Genomic DNA, 18,180 nt, shown 5'->3' on the forward strand with positions numbered 1-18,180 from the left:
CGAATTTCGGCTATTCGTGTTGCCTGCACCCCGTGATCCCATCAGGAGCAACAGCTATGAGCCTCAACGGCCCCTCTCTCACCGGTTTGCGCCGTGTCCTCGCCGAAGACCGGAACTACGCCCGGATCCAGGCCGAGGCCGCCCGCGGGTTCGCCGCCCGCAGCGAGGATTACCAGATCAGCGCCCCGGCCGGAATGCGGTCCACGCTGCTCGCGGAAATGGCGGACGGACTCGCGACCCTGGCGGGAAACGAAACCGGCTCTGCAGGGGCTGGCCGGGGAGTGCCCGTGGTCCTGGCCGTCACCGCGACCGGCCGCGAGGCAGAGGACCTGACCGAGGCCCTGCGCGCCTTCCTGCCGGCCGAGACGATCGCGGAGTTCCCCAGCTGGGAGACGCTGCCGCATGAGCGGCTCTCCCCGCGCTCGGACACCGTCGGCCGGCGGCTGTCTGTGCTGCGGCGGCTCGCGCACCCCGAATCGTCCACCGCCGGTGCGCTGCGCGTCGTGGTGGCCCCCGTCCGCGCCGTCGTGCAGCCGATCGTCGCCGGCCTCGGCGAACTGGTGCCGGTCACCCTGACAGTCGGCCAGGAGGCCCCCTTCACCGGTGTTGTCAAGAGCCTGGCCGACGCCGCCTACGCCCGGGTGGACATGGTGACCCGCCGCGGCGAATTCGCCGTCCGCGGCGGCATGCTGGACGTCTTCCCGCCCACCGAGGACCACCCCATCCGGGTCGAGTTCTTTGGTGACGAGGTGGACCAGATGCGCTGGTTCGCCGTCGCCGACCAGCGCTCGCTGACCGCGCCCGGCCTGCACCATCCCACCGAACTCCATGCCCCGCCGTGCCGCGAAATCCTGATCACACCCTCCGTCATGTCCCGCGCCGCGACCCTGAAGTCCCAGCTCCCGGCCGCCGCGGACATGCTGGAGAAAATCGCCGGCGGCATCGCCGTCGAGGGCATGGAATCGCTGGCCCCCGTGCTGGTGGACGCCATGGTGCCGTTCCTGGACCAGCTCCCGGCGGGTTCCATCGCGGTGGTGATCGAGCCGGAGAAGGTCCGCACCCGGGCCCACGACCTCGCCGCCACGAACGAGGAATTCCTCCAGGCCGCCTGGTCCACGGCGTCCGACGGCGGCACCGCACCTCTTGATCTGACCTCTGCGGCGTCCGAAGCGCTGCACTCGGCCAGCTTCCGCTCGCTGACCGAAACCCGCACCGCGGCCCTCGAGCACGGCGTCTCCTGGTGGTCCATCACCTCGCTGGCCAGCGACGAGGAGCTGCTGCCCGACGTCGACGTGCTGAACCTGCACGCCCGGGAACCCCGCGGCTACCAGGGCGACGTGGCGGAAATGATGGACTTCATCGGCTCCCGCGTCCGGGACCAGTGGCGGATCGTCGTGGTCACCGAGGGCCCGGGCCCGGCGCAGCGCCTCGCCGAACTCTTCCACGACAACGACATCCCGTGCGCGCGGGTTGACACGCTCGAGGCCGATCCGCAGGCCGGGCTGATCGAGGTGACCACCGCCGCCGTCGGCCGCGGTTTTGTCCTGGATCCGCTCAAGCTGGCGCTGCTGACCGAGGCTGACCTGCTGGGCCGGACCTCGGCCGGTTCCACGAAGGACATGCGCAGGATGCCGTCCAAGCGGCGGAATGCCGTGGATCCGCTGCAGCTCGTGGCCGGGGACTCCGTGGTGCACGAACAGCACGGCATCGGCCGGTTCGTGGAGCTGATCCAGCGCAAGGTTGCCGGTGGCGGCGAGGGCGTGCGCGAATACCTGGTCTTGGAGTACGCCCCGTCCAAGCGCGGAGCCCCGGGCGACCGGCTCTTCGTGCCCACCGACCAGCTGGACCAGGTCACCCGGTACGTGGGCGGCGACACTCCGGCGCTGAGCAAGATGGGTGGCGCGGACTGGGCGAGCACCAAGTCCAAGGCCCGCAAGGCGGTCAAGGAGATCGCCGGCGAGCTGATCCGGCTGTACTCGGCCCGGATGGCCTCCCGCGGCTACGCCTTCGGCCCGGACACCCCGTGGCAGCGGGAACTGGAGGAGGCCTTCCCGTACGTGGAGACCCCGGACCAGCTGACCACCATCAACGAGGTCAAGGCCGACATGGAGCGGGAGATCCCGATGGACCGGCTGATCTCGGGCGACGTCGGCTACGGCAAGACAGAGATCGCTGTCCGGGCCGCGTTCAAAGCGGTCCAGGACGGCAAGCAGGTCGCMGTKCTGGTKCCCACCACGCTGCTCGCCCAGCAGCACTACGAGACGTTCACCGAACGGTTTTCCGGCTTTCCCCTCGTCGTCAAGCCGCTGTCCCGCTTTCAGACCGGCAAGGAGGCCAAAGAAACCGCCGACGGCGTCAAGTCCGGTTCCGTGGACGTCGTGATCGGCACTCACCGGCTGCTGTCCAAGGACTTCGGCTTCAAGGATCTCGGCCTGGTGATCGTGGACGAGGAGCAGCGTTTCGGCGTCGAACACAAGGAAGCGCTGAAGAAGATGCGCACCAACGTCGACGTCCTGGCCATGAGCGCCACCCCGATTCCGCGCACACTGGAAATGTCCCTGACCGGCATCCGCGAAACCTCCACCCTGGCCACCCCGCCGGAGGAACGGCACCCCGTGCTGACGTATGTGGGCCCGTACACGGACAAGCAGACTTCCGCCGCGATCCGCCGTGAGCTGATGCGCGAAGGCCAGGTGTTCTTCGTCCACAACCGGGTGTCCACGATCGACCGCACCGCGGCGAAGATCCGCGAACTGGTCCCTGAGGCCCGGGTGGAGGTGGCGCACGGGCAGATGTCCGAGAGCCGGCTGGAGCAGATCATCGTGGACTTCTGGGAAAAGCGCTTCGACGTCCTGGTCTGCACCACCATCATCGAGACCGGCCTGGACATCTCCAACGCCAACACCCTGATCGTGGACGGCGCGGACAAGTACGGCCTCTCCCAGCTGCACCAGCTGCGCGGACGTGTGGGACGCGGCCGTGAACGCGCCTACGCCTACTTCCTCTACCCTTCGGAAAAGCCGCTGGGCGAGGTGGCGCTGGAACGGCTCAAGGCCGTCGCAACGCACAATGAGCTCGGCGCCGGCATGCAGCTGGCCATGAAGGACCTGGAGATCCGCGGCGCCGGCAACCTGCTCGGCGGCGAGCAGTCCGGCCACATCCAAGGCGTCGGCTTCGACCTCTACATCCGGCTGGTCGGCGAGGCCGTGGCCGAATACCGGGGCGAGGCGGAGGAGAAGGCCGCCGAAATGAAGATCGAACTGCCGGTCAACGCGCACCTGCCGCACGACTACGTGCCGGGCGAACGGCTGCGCCTGGAGGCTTACCGCAAACTCGCCAGTGCCATCACCTACGAGGCGATCGAGGAGGTCCTCGCGGAGCTCGTGGACCGTTACGGCGAGCTGCCGCTGCCGGCCACCAACCYGATCGACGTCGCCCGGTTCCGGGTGGGCGCCCGCGAGGCCGGATTGTCCGACGTCGCGCTGCAGGGCAACTTCATCAAGTTCTCCCCGGCGCAACTGCCCGAGTCCAAGCTCATGCGCCTGACCCGGATGTACCCCGGCGCGCAGGCGAAGCCGGCTCTGGACGCCGTGCTCGTTCCGAAGCCCAAGACGGCCAGGATCGGCGGCCGGGACCTGCAGGACGCCGAGATCCTGGAGTGGGCCAACGGCGTGATCCGCAACATCTTCTCCGACGCCCCTGTCTCTGCCACACCGGCGGTGAAATAAAAGAATGATGGGAGGACATCACGCCGCGTCGGGAGCCGCGGCGTGGGTAGCCATTGCCTCGACCGGCCCGTATGCGCTCGGCTGGTACCCGCTGGATCCCACCGGAATCGTGATCGGCGCGATGGCGACGGCGGGGACCGCGCTGGTCTGCGACTGGGACCACCGTGCCAGCACGGTGGCRCACGCGCTGCCGCCGCTGTCCAACCTGGTGGCGCGCGGCATTGAGAACGCCAGCGGGGGCCACCGGCAGGGCACTCATTCGGTGCTGGGCGCGGCGTTCTTCGTGCTGCTGGCCACGATCGCCGGGCAGTGGCAGGTGCAGACCCAGTGGGGGCTGCTGTCCGTCGGAGCCGGCCTGCTGTGCATGTTCATGATCAACATCGCCGCGAAGGCACTGAAACTCTTCCCGAAATTCGGCTGGATCAGCAACTGGATCGTCGGGCTGCTCATGGCCGGACTCGTGACGTGGTTCGCGCCGCACCAGTGGACCTGGCTGCCGGTTTCGATGCTTACCGGGGTGCTGGTGCACATTGTGGGGGACATGATCACCACCGGGGGAGTGCCGCTGCTCTGGCCACTGGTGATCAAGCCGCCCAAGGTCCTGCGGAAACTGCCGCTGCTGAAGAACATCTGGAGGGCCAACGGGGCGTTCTCCATCCCGCTGCTGGGCCGGGCGGGTTCGCGGCGGGAATGGTTCGTCCTGATCCCGGTAAGCGGCTACGCCATGGTGGGGATGTTTGGCGCCGGCCTGGCGGTGGCCAAAGCGCACTTCCCCGCGGCCCTGGCCCTCGGCACGGGGCTGGTCAAGGGCCTGTTCGCGCTGGTGCCCGGCTAGGACTGCCACCGGTTAAATGACTGAAGCTCCGGATGAACCGGAGCTTCAGTCATTTAAGGGTCAGGAGTGGCCTAGTTTTCGCCGGCCGAGTCCGAGCGTCCCAGCAGGGTCTGCGGGATCCAGAACGCGGCGGCGAAGAGAATCAGGCAGACGGCCATCGGCCAGGTGTTTTCCAGCGTCAGGAAGGACAGCGAGTAGATCGCACCGAGGAACAGGACCATCATCGGCACGAACAGGGCGATGCTGGATCCGAGGCTGTTCTCGACGCGCCGGGACGGGGTGGTGTTGCTGGACATTCGTTCCTCCTCGGCCCCGGGGGGCTCAAAACTGTGGGCGGTGCCGGCACGGTCAGTACGCGGACGAACCCTGTTCACCCTTGACGATCGCGATACCGGAGCTGGCGCCAATACGTGTTGCACCTGCAGTAATCATAGCCTGAGCATCGGCCAGGGAACGCACGCCGCCGGAGGCCTTGACACCCAGGTCCGGGCCGACGGTGCGGCGCATGAGAGCGACGTCCTCGGCAGTGGCCCCGCCGCCGTTGAAGCCCGTGGAGGTCTTCACGAAGTCCGCCCCGGCTTCCACTGCGGCCTCGCAGGCGAGCACCTTCTGGTCATCGCCCAGCAGCGCCGTTTCGATGATGACCTTCAGGATGGCTCCGCCCTCGTGCACGGCGGCCGCGACGGCGGCGATGTCGTCCACCAGCGCGCCCTTGTCATTGGCACGGGCCGCGGCGATGTTGATGACCATGTCCACTTCTTCGGCACCGTCCAGGACCGCGCCGCGGGCCTCGAAGGCCTTGACGTCGCTCGGCGTGGCGCCCAGCGGGAATCCCACCACGGAGCATGTCAGGACGCCGGATCCCTTGAGCGCTTTCTTGACGGTCTTGACCCAGACCGGGTTCACGCAGACCGACTTGAAGTGGTACTCCGCCGCCTCGGCGCAGACCTTGAGGATCTCCGCCTCGCTGGCCTCCGGCTTGAGCAGGGTGTGGTCGATGTAGGAGGCGATGTTGGGCGTCCCCCCGGTGGCGGCTTCTTGGCTCATGGTGGTCCCTTTCGTGGCGGGCCTGGGACGCGGCGGTCCCTTCCCGGGCCTTGTGGGCCTGCGGGCCCTGGCGGCGCCGCGTGGTGCGCGGCTTATCAGGGAACCATCTTGCCATAGGAATGTGCCCGGCGGATGCCCCCGGCCGGGCCTCCCCGGCACGTCAGGCGGCGGCCGCCAGGGCCCGGCCCATGGTGGCCTGAAGCAACTGGGAAGCGCACACCGACGCCGCGGAACCGGAGGCCACGAGCAGCCCCAGCCGGACGCCGTCGTAGGCTGCCGCGTCACCGATCGCCCAGATGCCCGGCACGGAGGTGCGAAAGTCCTGGCCGATGACGATCCCGCCRCCGGCAGCGGTCGCGAGCCCGGCCGTGGCGGCCAGCTCGTCGCGGGCGATGCGCTCCTCGGCGAGGATCACGAGGTCACCGTTCATGCTGGAGCCGTCCTCGAAGACGATGCCCGACGCCGGCAGGGCGGACCCGGCGGCGGTGGGAACGACGGCGGCGGGACGGACGGTGGTGCGGACCGGGCGGACGCCGCGGGACCGGAGCACGGCCTCGGCCTGGCCGGCGGCCGAACCCGTGCCGACCAGGATGCCGAGGGGGCGGCGGCCCAGGACCCGGGTGACGTCCTTGACGGCCTCGCCCAGCCCGGCGGCGTCGTCGATCGTGGAATAGCTCAGGCAGCGGGCGGCACCTTCCACCGGAGCCTCGGCGGGAGCGGAACCGGTGGCGATGACGAGCTCGTCGTAGTCGAACTCCATGCCGTCGGCGGTGGTCACGCGGCGGTTTTCCGCGTCGATGTAGCTGGCCGGCTGGCCGAAGCGGACGGATACCTGGGGCAGGACGGCGAGCTCCAGCAAGTCCTCGGGTGCGTCGTCCCGGTTGCTGAGGACCGTGATGGCGCCGGCGAACGGGGTCCGGGTGAGCTGCCGGACGAGCGCCTGGGCGGCCCGGCCGGCGCCGGCGATGACGATCCTGGGCCGGGCGGCCGTGGTGGCGGGGGCAGCCGAAGCGCCTGTCAGGGAGGAAGTGGAGATGGGAGACATTGCCGGAGCGGACATATGCTGGCCCTTTCGCTGGGTGGCCATCGTGTGGCCGGTGTGCTTGATGAACCCCAGCGTAGGCGTCCGATTTTTCCGGGGTGTTTCCCCGGTGTTGCCGCTTCTGCCCTGCCCGTTCGCCAGTATTTACCGGCCGGTAATGCCGTGGGTCACACCCCGCGAAGGCCGGCAGCAAACCAACGCGGGGTCACTTAGCGCCTATAGATAGCGGTGGGATGGGCGCTATGTGACCCCGCGTTGGGTTAGACCCTGATCCGGTAGCCGCGTTTCACCACGGTTTCCACCAGCCGGGTGTCCGGCAGCGCGGACCGCAGCCGGCTGACGGTCATGTCCAGGGCATGCACGGAACCGCGCAGCTCCAGCAGGTCCGAGAGTGCCTCGCGGGACAGCACTGCCCCGCCGGCGCCGATGAGCGCGCGCAGCAGCAACAGCGGTGCGGGCGCCATCTCGACCGGCTCGCCGTTGATGCGCAGCGACCGGCCGCGCAGCTCCACCCTGCCGGAAACGGTGTCGAGCCGGCGGACGTGGTTGAGTGCCAGGTGCTCGCAGACCAGCCGGATCAGGGCGCCCATCCGGAACCGTTCCGGGATCAGCGGATGCAGCCCGGCATCGAGCAGCGGCTGCGCGGTGATGGGCCCGACGACGGCGGTCGCCACAGTGGTCTTCAGGCTCTCCACGAGCTGTTTGTAGACGCCCATCTCGTGCGCCGTGCTCCACATCGCGTCCACGGCGGGCGCGCTGGTGAACGTCAGGACATCCAGGTTGCCGCTGCACGCGGCTTCGATCAGCTTGGGCAGCCGGTCGGCGCCGTCGGGCTTGACCCAGCGGTACGGGGTGACCGTCAGGACGGTGGCGCCGGACATGCGCAGGCGCTCGAGCTGGCGGACATCGGTGTAGCCGTGCAGCTGCACCGCGACTGTCTTGCCGCGCACACCCTCGGCCAGGAGCATGTCCACGAGCGTGGACGTGGTTTCGTCGCTGCTGATTCCGACGTCGGCGAGCCCGGCGGCGCGCACGGCGCCGCGGGCTTTGGGCCCGCGGACGAACATCCGGGTGGCGGAGAGGGTCTCCAGCAGCTGGTCGCCAATGCCAAACGTGTCCGCGGCCTCGCACCAGCGGCGCATGCCGTAGGCGGTGGTCGCGATGCAAAGATCGGGCCGGGCGGCGATGATCGCCCGGGTGTCCTCGATCAGGCTCTGGTCCTCCCGGACCGGGGCGATCTTCAGTGCCGGGGCGTGAAGCACCTCGGCACCGCGGCGTTCCAGGGCCTCGATGAGGTCCTGCGAACGGCGGTGCGAGGTGACGCCGATCCGGAAGCCGTCCAGGGGAAGGTCCCGGTCGGTCGCGTCCTCGGCGGGTTCGGGCGCGGGGGCGCCGGCGGTCGCGCCGGCGGTCAGTGCGGAGGCGAGGGCGGGGTTCAAGGGGGACAGTGGTGCGCCGGGCTCCGGGAGGGCTGCGGCGACGGCGTTCAGTGCGCTCATGGGAATCCTTACGCCTCCATCAGTGATGCGGCCAGACGGTCGAGCTCTGCCGTGGCATCGGCACAGCCCCGGTTGGCTTCGGCCACCCGGACAACGTCCCCGATCACCAGGACGGCGGGGTTGCTGCAGCCCGCGGCTGCGGAGGTGATGGTGCCCAGCTCGGCGATCGTGGTGCGCTGGCCGGGGCGGTAGCCGCGTTCGACCACCGCCATCGGCATGTCGGCCCGCATCCCGGCCCGGCGGAGTCCGGCCGCGAGGTGGTGCAGGGTGCCGATGCCCATCAGGACCACGATGGTTCCGCCGAGCCCGGCAAGGTGGGTCAGTTCGTTCTCGGTCAGCGGGGCATGGCCTGAAACAACCGTGAACATGTGGCTGACTTCGCGGTGCGTGACCGGGATGCCGGCGGCGGCCGGAACCGAGATGGCGCTGGTGACTCCGGAGATGACGCGGACCGGAACCCCGGCCGCGACGCAGGACGCGACTTCCTCGCCGCCGCGGCCGAACACATAGGGGTCCCCGCCTTTGAGGCGGACCACATTGTTGCCGGCCAGCGCGCTTTCCACCATGAGCTTTTCGATGTCTGCCTGGCTGACCTTGTGGTGGCCGGGCTTCTTGCCCACATCCACTAGCTCTGCCGAGGTCAGGGACGGCAGGTCCTGGTACGGGGCGAGCCGGTCGTAGAAGACGACGTCGGCGTCGCGCAGCGCGGCGACGGCGGCGACGGTGAGCAGCTCGGTGGTCCCGGGTCCGCCGCCGACCAGCGTGACGTGGCCCGCCGGGCCGGCCGGGGGCTCGGCCGCCACCGGAATGCCGGTGGCACGGCACCGGCCGAGGAGGGCCTCCCAGCCCGGCTGGYCGTCGTCGAYCGCCGCSACSAGGAACGGGCGYTCRGGCAGCGGGCCGTCMATGCCKKCGCCCTGCGGGGTGCTGAGGCGGAACACGACGGCGCCGGCCGCCTCRTAGCGCCGCGCGGCCTGACGGGCGGCGTGGTCCGCGCCCGTGACCAGGACTTCGCGTCCGGTGAGGTCAATGGTGAGCTGCATGGCTATACCTCGTTCTCGTCAGGCAGTCCCGGGGTGGTGGCTCGGACCGGAATGGAAGCCCCGATCAGGACCGGCTGCTGCCCGGCCCGCGCCTTCTCCTCCGCTGTCGCGGGGCGCATCTGGCCGCGCTCGTCGGAGACGAAGGTGATCGAATCGTCTTTCTGGTCCGGGGCGTTGACGAAGGAGCGGAAGCGGCGGAGGCGCTCGGGATCCTTCAGGGTGTCGGCCCATTCGTCGACGTAGGTGTCAACGTGCTTGGCCATGGCGGCTTCGAGGTCCTCGGCAATGCCCAGGGTGTCGTGGACCACCACGTCCTCGACGTGCTTGATGCCGCCGTCGAGTTCTTCCTGCCAGCGCGCGGTGCGCTGCAGCCGGTCGGCCGTGCGGATGTAGTACATGAAGTAGCGGTCGATGTACCTGAWCAGGGTTTCGTCGTCGAGGTCCTTGGCCAGCAGCTGGGCGTGCGCCGGAGTGGCGCCGCCGTTGCCGCCGACGTACAGGTTCCAGCCGTCGGCGGTGGCGATGACGCCGACGTCCTTGCCCCGGGCCTCCGCACATTCGCGGGCGCAGCCGGAGACGCCCATCTTCAGCTTGTGCGGGCTGCGGAGACCGCGGTAGCGCAGCTCGAGCGCGATGGCCATGGCCACCGAATCCTGGACCCCGAAGCGGCACCAGGTGGAGCCGACGCAGGACTTCACCGTGCGCAGGCTCTTGCCGTAGGCCTGGCCGGATTCGAAGCCGGCATCGACCAGCACCTTCCAGATTTCGGGCAGCTGCTCCAGCCGGGCACCGAACATGTCGATCCGCTGCCCGCCGGTGATCTTGGTGTAGAGGCCGTACTGCTCGGCGACCGCGGCGATCACGCCGAGTTTCTTCGGGGTGATCTCGCCGCCGGCGATCCGCGGGACCACCGAGTAGGTGCCGTCCTTTTGCATGTTGGCCAGGGCGCGGTCGTTGGTGTCCTGCAGGGTGCCGCGGCCGGCGTCCAGGACGTAGGCGCTGTTCTGGCTGGCGAGGATGTTGGCGATGGTCGGCTTGCAGATATCGCAGCCGGCGCCGGTGCCGTACTTGGCCATGATCTCCTCGAAGGAGGTCAGCTCCAGGACCCGGATGGCGTCGAAGAGTTCCTGGCGGGAGAGCTCGATGTGTTCGCACAGGGCCTTGGAGACTTCGACGCCGGACTTGGTCAGTTCGGTTTCGAGCAGCTTCTTGAGCATCGGCACGCAGGAACCGCAGCTGGTGCCGGCGCGGGTGCAGCCCTTGAGCTCGCCGAGTTCCCGGACCGGCGCGTTGCCGTCGCAGCTCCCGCAGCCGTTGACGGTGTCACGGATGGTTCCGGCCGAGACGTTGTTGCAGGAACACAGGATCGCGTCATCCGGCAGTTGGATCTCCAAGACTCCGTCCCCGGCGTCGCCGCCGCCGGCCGCGGTGAGGTAGGCGCCGGGTTCGGCGGCCAGTTCGCGGCCCAGCATGGGGCGCAGGGAGGTGTAGGGCGAGGCGTCGCCGACGAAGATGCCGCCGAGCAGGGTCTTGGCATCGTCGGTGGTGACGATCTTCTGGTAGACGCCGCGGGCGGGGTCGGCGTAGACGATCTCGAGCGCGTGTTCCGTTCGGGCGAAGGCGTCACCGAAGCTGGCGACGTCGACGCCGGAGAGCTTGAGCTTGGTGGCGGTGTCGAAGCCGGGGAAGGTCGCGTCGCCGCCGTGCAGCCGGTCCGCGACGATTTCGGCCATCGTGTTGGCCGGGGCCACGAGGCCCAGGCACATGCCGCCGAAGTTGGCGACCTCGCCGATCGCCCAGATGCCGGGAACCTCCGTGGAGCAGTCGTCGGAGATGACGACGCCGCCGCGCTGGCCGAGCTGGAACTGCTGCGGTCCCTTTTGCCCATCCGGGCCATCCGCCGCCCGGAACAGTTCGTCTCGGGGCCGCACGCCGATCGCGACGATCACGATGTCGGCGTCGATGATCCGGCCGTCGGCCATGAGGACGCCGGTGACCTGGCCGTCGTCGTCGGAGATAACCTCGGAGGGGAACACCCCGCCGTGGACGGTGAAGCCCTTGGCCTCGATCAGCCGGCCGAGCGCCTGGCCGGCACCCTCGTCCAGCTGGGTGTTCATGAGCCACGGCGAGCCGTTGATGACGATCGGGGTGGCGCCGAGCTGTTCGGTGCCGGCGGCTGATTCCAGGCCCAGCAGACCGCCGCCGATCGTGACCGCGTTGACCTTCCGGCCCAGCTTCGCGGTGAGGTCCGCGATGGCCTTGTTGATGGACCAGACGTCCTCAAGGGTGCGGTACACATGGGTGAGTTCGGCGCCCGGGATGGGCAGGCGGGCAGCGTCCGAGCCCGTCGCGACCACCAGCTCGTCATAGGGATAAATGGTTCCCGCCGCGGTCCGGACGGTCTTGCCGGCGGCGTCGATGCTGGTGACGCGCTCGCCGGTCTTGAGGTTCAGGGCCGTGTGGTCCCACATGGAAGCGCTGCCCAGGGTGAGGTCGACGTCGCTGTCGGTGAGTGCCTTGCTCAGCGCGACGCGGTCATAGGGGAGGTGGGCTTCCTCGGTGAGGACGGTAACGTGCCAGCCATCGAGTCCGCGGGCGTGCATGGCATCGGCGAACCGGTGCGCTGCGGGGCCGCCGCCGGCCACCACAATACGGCGCGGGGCGGCGCTGGTTGCGCCCTGGTTCGGGTGGCTTGAGGGGTGTCCGGTCACGGTGGGCCTTTCGCATGGGCCGCAGACGGTGCTCTGCAGCTTGTCGTCCCAGACTAGGCAACCGGAATTTCGCTTCAGTTTCCCTTATGTTTCGTGATCTTAACTTCTGCATCACGAATGCATTTCCCGCCGTGTGAGCTCTCTTTTACGCGCCGGACACATCCGGCGCGTCCGGATGAAACACCGCGCGCCTAGCTTGAATATGTGGCCGCAGCAGCGGTTGAGCCCGTAAGGGATGTATCAGAGAGGGGCCGGGATGACCGCCGTACTTGAAACCGCCGTACACGACGTTGAGGACCAAATTACTGAAGCCGCAGCCGGCTGGCACCGGGTGTGCGCCGTGGCGGACCTGGAACCCGCCTGGGGCGAGGCGGCACTGATTGCGGGCCGCCAGGTGGCCGTGTTCCGCACCCTGTCCGGTGAGGTTTTCGCCGTCGCGCAGGAGGACCCGGCCACCGGGGCGAACGTCATGGCACGCGGCATCACCGGATCCCGCGGGGACCGGCCCACGGTGGCATCTCCGTTGCACAAGGAGGTCTACGACCTCGGCACCGGAGAATGCCTCGGCAGCCCGGAACTCCGCCTCGCCACCTTCGGTACCCGGATTGTGGGCGGGTACATTGAGGTGCAGCTCTAGAGGCCCAGTGCCTCGCGGACGTCCGCAAGGACGCCGTCCAGGGCCGTGCGGGCCTCGTCCCGGGCTGCCGGAAGCTCGGCGGCCGAGCCGACACTGCGGATGACTTCCAGGTAGCACTTGAGCTTCGGTTCCGTACCGCTGGGACGGATGATCACACGGCTGAGGTCCCGGGTCAGGTACAGCAGGCCCTCGGTGGGCGGGAGGAGTTCGCTGCCCTCGGCAAGGTCCGTGACGGCCTCGACGCCGGAGCCGCCAAACGATTCCGGCGGGCTCACGCGCAGCCGGTTCATCATCGCGTCCAGCAGGCCGAGGTCCGCCACCCGGATGCTGAGCTGGTCGCTCGCGTGCAGCCCGTGCACCAGGTAGAGCTCGTCCAGGGTGTCAAAGATCGTCTTGCCCTCAGCCTTTGCGGCCGCCGCGAGTTCGGCAATGAGGACCGCAGCCGAAATGCCGTCCTTGTCGCGCACCAGCGACGGAGCAACGCAATAGCCCAGCGCCTCCTCGTAGCCGTAGACCAGCCCCGGCACCCGGGCAATCCACTTGAAACCGGTCAGGGTTTCCTCGTGCGCGTAGCCTGCCGCGGCCGCGATCCGCGCCAGCAGCCGGGAGGACACGATCGAGTTGGCGAACACGCCGGCCGGTGCTTCGCCACTGGCGGCCTGCCGCGCCACGACGTGGGCACCGAGCAATGCGCCTACCTCGTCGCCGCGCAGCATGCGCCACGCGCCGGTATCAGGATCCTTCGCCGCCACCGCTGCCCGGTCGGCGTCGGGATCGTTGGCGATCACGATGTCGGCGTCCTCGCGCGTCGCCGCCTCGAGGGCGAGATCCAGCGCCCCGGGCTCCTCCGGGTTCGGGAAGTTCACCGTGGGGAAGTCCGGATCCGGCTGCGCCTGTTCGGTGACGAGCGTGACGTCGTCGAATCCGGCGGCGTTCAGCACCGCCACGGCCGTTTCCCCGCCCACCCCGTGCATGGGGGTCAGGACGATCTTCAGCCCGCGGGCCGGGAAGTGCTCAGGAACCGCCAGAGCCGCGACGGCGCGCTGGTAGTCGCCCGCAATCGAGGGCTCCAGCACAGTCCACCCGTCCGCGGCCAGGACGATCGAGTCCAGGGCGCCGACGGCGTCGATCTTCGCCGCTATCAGGGCATCGTAGGGTGCCACGATCTGGGCGCCGCGGCCGCTTTCCTCCACCGCGTGACGGCCGAGGTACACCTTGTAGCCGTTGTCCTGCGGCGGGTTGTGGCTGGCGGTAACCATGACGCCGCCGTCGCAGTCCAGCGCCCGCACCGCGTAGGCGAGCAGCGGGGTGGGCAGCGCGGCCGGCATCAGGRAGGTCTCAACCCCCGCCGCGGTGAGGATCGCCGCTGTTTCCTCGGCGAAAATGTCGGAGTTGTAACGGGCGTCATAGCCGACGACGGCGCGCGGCCGGGTGCCGGGGGAGGCCTGCCCGACCGCGTTGGTGAGGAAGGCGGTGAAGCCGGCGGCGGCGCGGCGGACCACCACGCGGTTCATCCGGTTCGGACCCGGGCCGAGTGCTGCCCGCAGTCCAGCGGTGCCGAACTGCAGGGTGCCGCTGAAGCTGTCGGCCAGTTCCTGGCGGGCCGCGGCGACGCCCCCGTCGGCGCGGCGGACGAGTTCGGAGAGTGCGGCGGCGGTGGCGGGGTCCGGGTCCTGGCTTGCCCAATCGCGGGCATCGCTCAGGAGGCGGGCGAGTTCGGCATCAGAAGACGTCATGGAACCAAACTAGCGCCAATCGTGGGCGATTCCTGCCCAGACAATCGGGAGTTCGGGTTTCAGTTCCATCTCGAGGCCTTTCGCCGGACCTTGACACTCAAATTTCCGGACACGTAACGTCTGGAATATGAAGATGGGCCGTGGTGTCGAATGGGCCGTGCACAGTTGCGTCAACATGGCATGGACACCGCCCGGTGAGCCGGTGAACAGTGCCCGGCTGGCAGAGTTCTACAAACTCCCGGCGGCCTATCTCAACAAGCAGTTTCAGTCGCTGGTCCGCGCCGGCGTCCTGGACTCGGTGTCGGGTCCCCGCGGCGGCTTTCTCTTGGCGCGCCGGCCCGAAAATATCACCGTGCTGGACATCGTGCTGGCGCTGGAGGGCCAGGACCCGGCGTTCCGGTGCGAGGCGATCCTCGGAAATGTTCCGGAACCGGACCGGCAGGAGAACTTCGCGCGGACGTGCCTGATTTCCCAGACTATGCGCCAGGCCGAACTCGCCTGGCGGCAGGCGCTGGCCCGCCAGAGCATCGCCGGGATCGCGGACTCGATGGAGCGGCGGTTCCCGGCGGATAAAGCAAAGGTCCTGGACTACCTGGCCGCGGAATAGCCGCAGCCGGGTGGCCCAGGACCTGTCGCGGGGCCTAGCCCAGAACCAGGATCAGAGCTTGGCGATGATGTCTGCCAGCAGCTTGGAAATCCGCGGGCCGGCGGCCTCGCCGGCCTCGAGGACTTCCCCGTGGCTGAGCGGCACGGGGCTGATCCCGGCGGCGAGGTTGGTCACCAGCGAGATGCCGAAGACCTCCATGCCGGCGTGACGGCCGGCGATCGCCTCAAGCGCCGTGGACATGCCCACCAGGTCGGCGCCGATCCGCTTGGCGTACTGCACCTCGGCGGGCGTCTCATAGTGCGGGCCGGTGAACTGGGCGTAGACGCCCTCGTCCAGCGACGGGTCCACCTCGCGGGCCAGCCCGCGGATCCGGGAGGAGTACAGGTCCGTCAGGTCCACGAACGTTGCCCCTTCCAACGGAGAGGTGGCGGTGAGGTTGATGTGGTCGCTGATGAGCACCGGCGTGCCGGGCGTCCAGTTCTCGTTGAGCCCGCCGCAGCCGTTGGTCAGCACGAGGGTCTTGCAGCCGGCCGCGGCGGCGGTGCGCACCCCGTGCACCACGGCTCGGACGCCCTTGCCCTCGTAGTAGTGCGTGCGTGCGCCCAGTACCAGGGCGCGCTTGCCCTCTTTGGTCAGGACCGAGCGGATGGTGCCCACGTGCCCCACCACGGACGGTGCGGAGAAGCCGGGGATTTCGGCGGCGGACAAGGTGGCGGTCGTCTCGCCGATGAGCTCGGCGGCGTCGCCCCAGCCCGAGCCGAGGACCAGCGCGACGTCATGGGAGTCGACGCCCGTCTCTGCAGCGATGTAGTCGGCGGCGGCGCGGGCGGCGTCGAAAGGGTCCGTGTTCAGGAATTCTGTTGTACTCACCGGTACAAGTTATCGCGGCCGGGGCCCGCTGCCCAGCATGCACGGCCGGACCCGCGCGCGGCCCGGATTCTTGGTGGCTCCGGTTCAGATGGTGGACAATGGTTGATTGTGACTACGCATCCTGACTTCAGCTCACCCCGCATCGCAATTCTCGGCGGAGGGCCTGGCGGCTACGAGGCCGCCATGGTCGCCGCCTCGCTGGGGGCGCAGGTCACCATCATCGAGCGTGCGGGCCTCGGCGGCTCGGCGGTGCTGACCGACGTCGTTCCGTCCAAAACCCTGATCGCGACGGCAGATCTGATGACCCGCGTCGGCGAGGCCGGCGAGCTCGGGGTTAAATTCGACCTCGACGGCGGCGACTGCACCCCCACGATGCGCGCGGACCTCAAGCACATCAACGACCGCCTGCTGCGGCTGGCGCGGAAGCAGTCGGAGGACATCCAAGTCGGGCTGGAACACCAGAACGTCCGCATCCTGATCGGTTCCGGCAGGCTGCTGGACAACCACACCATCGAGGTCCTCACCGCCAACGGCACCGAGACGGTGGAAGCAGACACCATCCTGCTGGCGGTCGGCGCCCACCCGCGCGAGCTGCCCACGGCCCGCCCGGACGGTGAGCGCATCCTCAACTGGGCCCAGATCTACAACATGGACGTGCTCCCCGAAGAGCTGATCGTGGTGGGTTCCGGCGTCACGGGCGCGGAATTCGCCTCGGCCTACAACGGCCTGGGTTCCAAGGTCACCCTGATTTCCAGCCGCGACCGCGTGCTGCCGGGCTCGGACACCGACGCCGCCGAGGTCCTCGAGGGCGTCTTCGAACGCCGCGGGCTTAAGGTCCTCTCCCGCGCCCGCGCCGAGACCGTCGAGCGCACGGACGACGGCGTCGTGGTCACCCTCGGCGACGGTTCGAAGGTGACCGGCAGCCACTGCCTGGTCTGCGTCGGCTCCATCCCCAACACGGCCGGCATCGGCCTGGAGGAAGCCGGCGTCGCGCTGACCGAGAGCGGCCACATCAAGGTCGACGGCGTCTCGCGCACCACTGCGCCGAACATCTACGCCGCGGGCGACTGCACCGGCGTGCTGGCGCTCGCCTCCGTCGCCGCGATGCAGGGCCGGATCGCGATCGCGCACTTCCTGGGCGACAGTGTCATGCCCCTTAAGCTGCACCAGGTGGCATCCAACATCTTCACCTCGCCCGAGATTGCGAACGTGGGCGTCTCCGAGGCCGAGATTGATTCGGGCAAGTACCAGGCCGACGTCATCAAGCTGTCCCTGCGCAGCAACGCCCGCGCCAAGATGCGCAACCACCGCGACGGTTTCATCAAAATCTTCGCCCGCAAGGGCTCCGGCACCGTGATCGGCGGGGTGGTGGTGGGCCCGAACGCCTCCGAGCTCATCTTCGCGATCTCGATCGCCGTGACCCAGAAGCTGCACGTCGACGACATCGCCAGCACTTTCACCGTGTACCCGTCCCTGAGCGGCTCCATCTCCGAAGCAGCCCGGCGGCTCCACGTCCACATGTAGATTGCGCACGTAGAGTTACAGAGCGGGCCCGCCGCAATCCGGAGGCTGATGCCATGCAGAGTCCCCAGGCGCTGGTTGAAGCCGCCGAGCGGGCCGCCGCGCGCTCTACTGCGCACGGCGCCGCGGGGGACGTCGCGGGGGAAGAAGAATCCTTCACCGGGTTCGGCGTCACCGGGGTTCCGTTCAGTTCAGGCTACGTACTGGCGTTGCGGCGCTTCGCCGGGTCATCGATCGGGCCGGGGTACACCTCGGTCTGGATCCGCGACCCCGCCGGAGCATGGTCAATGCATGGCACCGTGGCCCCAGGACTCTCGTGCCCCCGGTACTTCGGCGCCGCCCTCGATTCGGCGTCAACCTCCCGCATTTCCCTCACGTGGAGCGGCAGCCACGCTTTCACGGTCGACGTCGACGGCGGCGCTGCGCTGCACTGGCAGCTCACGCTGCGCTCCACGACGATCACCAGATTCATGACGGTGGTGTCCGGTGCCGTTCCGGACCGGCTGTGGCGCAGCCGGGCGTTCCTGCGCGCCATGGGTGCCGTTGCCGGACCGCTCCTCGGGGCGGGCCACCTGGGCCTGACTGGCCTCGCCCCCAACGGCCAACGATTTGCCGTCCACCCTCGGCGCATGTGGTTCGTCGCAGACAGCCGGGCCGTGCTCAAGGGACGCGACTTGGGAGAACCCGCTGCCTTGCCAGTCCAGGACAGGTTGGGGGACTTCTGGATACCCCGGCGAGGCATCCTGATGATGGGAACCGCGGTGTTCGAGCCGGGAGATTAAGCACGACGGTTGACCGGCGCCTGAGGTTCCGCGTCCACTGATCCGGGTCTAGCCTCCTGCGCCGCACACATGCGCGGGTGAACGCAGTGTAAATTCTCGCCGCCCAACAGGCATTCATGTCC

At 68.9% G+C, this 18,180-nt stretch carries 14 protein-coding genes; 6 read left to right on the forward strand and 8 right to left on the reverse strand.

The annotated features are described in order from the left end of the window. Positions 1–56: 56 nt before the first annotated feature. Positions 57–3,728: a transcription-repair coupling factor gene (gene mfd, locus AC1DHX_RS05740; protein ID WP_476899903.1), complete on the forward strand. Its 3,672-nt coding sequence runs from the start codon at positions 57–59 to the stop codon at positions 3,726–3,728. A gap of 4 nt (positions 3,729–3,732) precedes the next feature. Next, positions 3,733–4,563, forward strand: coding sequence for a metal-dependent hydrolase (locus tag AC1DHX_RS05745; protein ID WP_018774647.1), 831 nt, complete (start codon positions 3,733–3,735; stop codon positions 4,561–4,563). 71 nt (positions 4,564–4,634) lie between these two features. Here AC1DHX_RS05745 and AC1DHX_RS05750 read toward each other — a convergent pair whose 3' ends face one another. The 6 genes from AC1DHX_RS05750 to nirB form a co-directional block, all read right to left on the reverse strand. Continuing rightward, positions 4,635–4,859 (reverse strand): hypothetical protein, encoded by a 225-nt coding sequence (locus AC1DHX_RS05750; protein WP_230010712.1) that lies wholly within the window; start codon positions 4,857–4,859, stop codon positions 4,635–4,637. A gap of 52 nt (positions 4,860–4,911) precedes the next feature. Next, positions 4,912–5,610, reverse strand: a complete 699-nt coding sequence (gene deoC, locus AC1DHX_RS05755; protein WP_476859119.1) for a deoxyribose-phosphate aldolase — start codon at positions 5,608–5,610, stop codon at positions 4,912–4,914. 160 nt (positions 5,611–5,770) lie between these two features. Next, on the reverse strand, positions 5,771–6,670 hold the full coding sequence (locus tag AC1DHX_RS05760) for an FAD-dependent oxidoreductase (RefSeq protein WP_476859118.1): 900 nt from the start codon (positions 6,668–6,670) through the stop codon (positions 5,771–5,773). A gap of 242 nt (positions 6,671–6,912) precedes the next feature. Then, entirely contained in the window at positions 6,913–8,067 is a 1,155-nt protein-coding gene (locus AC1DHX_RS05765; RefSeq protein ID WP_476856642.1) for a uroporphyrinogen-III synthase, read from the reverse strand. Positions 8,068–8,159: 92 nt separating this feature from the next. Further along, a complete protein-coding gene (gene cobA, locus AC1DHX_RS05770; protein ID WP_476899904.1) occupies positions 8,160–9,194 on the reverse strand; it encodes a uroporphyrinogen-III C-methyltransferase in 1,035 nt (344 codons plus the stop codon). A gap of 2 nt (positions 9,195–9,196) precedes the next feature. Continuing rightward, positions 9,197–11,905 carry a nitrite reductase large subunit NirB gene (gene nirB, locus AC1DHX_RS05775; protein ID WP_476899905.1) on the reverse strand — a complete coding sequence of 903 codons (2,709 nt, stop codon included), beginning with the start codon at positions 11,903–11,905 and terminating at the stop codon, positions 9,197–9,199. Positions 11,906–12,161: 256 nt separating this feature from the next. Between nirB and nirD the strand changes: the two genes are divergently transcribed. Continuing rightward, positions 12,162–12,542, forward strand: a complete 381-nt coding sequence (gene nirD, locus AC1DHX_RS05780) for a nitrite reductase small subunit NirD (RefSeq protein ID WP_476859116.1) — start codon at positions 12,162–12,164, stop codon at positions 12,540–12,542. On the opposite strand, the gene AC1DHX_RS05785 is transcribed toward nirD, so the two are convergent. Next, a complete protein-coding gene (locus AC1DHX_RS05785; protein ID WP_476899906.1) occupies positions 12,539–14,278 on the reverse strand; it encodes a phospho-sugar mutase in 1,740 nt (579 codons plus the stop codon). The genes nirD and AC1DHX_RS05785 overlap by 4 nt on opposite strands. A 127-nt stretch (positions 14,279–14,405) precedes the next feature. Between AC1DHX_RS05785 and AC1DHX_RS05790 the strand changes: the two genes are divergently transcribed. Continuing rightward, positions 14,406–14,885: an RrF2 family transcriptional regulator gene (locus AC1DHX_RS05790; protein ID WP_028278356.1), complete on the forward strand. Its 480-nt coding sequence runs from the start codon at positions 14,406–14,408 to the stop codon at positions 14,883–14,885. Positions 14,886–14,936: 51 nt separating this feature from the next. Here AC1DHX_RS05790 and AC1DHX_RS05795 read toward each other — a convergent pair whose 3' ends face one another. After that, entirely contained in the window at positions 14,937–15,755 is an 819-nt protein-coding gene (locus AC1DHX_RS05795) for a purine-nucleoside phosphorylase (protein WP_028278355.1), read from the reverse strand. A 108-nt stretch (positions 15,756–15,863) separates the two neighbouring features. Here AC1DHX_RS05795 and AC1DHX_RS05800 point away from each other — a divergent pair, with 108 nt between their 5' ends. Both AC1DHX_RS05800 and AC1DHX_RS05805 read left to right on the forward strand, forming a co-directional pair. Then, on the forward strand, positions 15,864–17,279 hold the full coding sequence (locus AC1DHX_RS05800; RefSeq protein WP_028278354.1) for an NAD(P)H-quinone dehydrogenase: 1,416 nt from the start codon (positions 15,864–15,866) through the stop codon (positions 17,277–17,279). A 53-nt stretch (positions 17,280–17,332) separates the two neighbouring features. Further along, on the forward strand, positions 17,333–18,058 hold the full coding sequence (locus AC1DHX_RS05805) for a hypothetical protein (RefSeq protein WP_476859114.1): 726 nt from the start codon (positions 17,333–17,335) through the stop codon (positions 18,056–18,058). Positions 18,059–18,180: the final 122 nt, after the last annotated feature.

Source organism: Arthrobacter sp. 05N33_2, from assembly GCF_056397425.1.

What these genes read in the sequence shown, in the direction of transcription:
- deoC (WP_476859119.1), bottom strand. Translation starts at nt 5,610, where the DNA reads ATGAGCCAAGAAGCCGCCACCGGGGGGACGCCCAACATCGCCTCCTAC.
- AC1DHX_RS05790 (WP_028278356.1), top strand. Translation starts at nt 14,406, where the DNA reads ATGAAGATGGGCCGTGGTGTCGAATGGGCCGTGCACAGTTGCGTCAAC.
- AC1DHX_RS05805 (WP_476859114.1), top strand. Translation starts at nt 17,333, where the DNA reads ATGCAGAGTCCCCAGGCGCTGGTTGAAGCCGCCGAGCGGGCCGCCGCG.
- nirD (WP_476859116.1), top strand. Translation starts at nt 12,162, where the DNA reads ATGACCGCCGTACTTGAAACCGCCGTACACGACGTTGAGGACCAAATT.
- AC1DHX_RS05750 (WP_230010712.1), bottom strand. Translation starts at nt 4,859, where the DNA reads ATGTCCAGCAACACCACCCCGTCCCGGCGCGTCGAGAACAGCCTCGGA.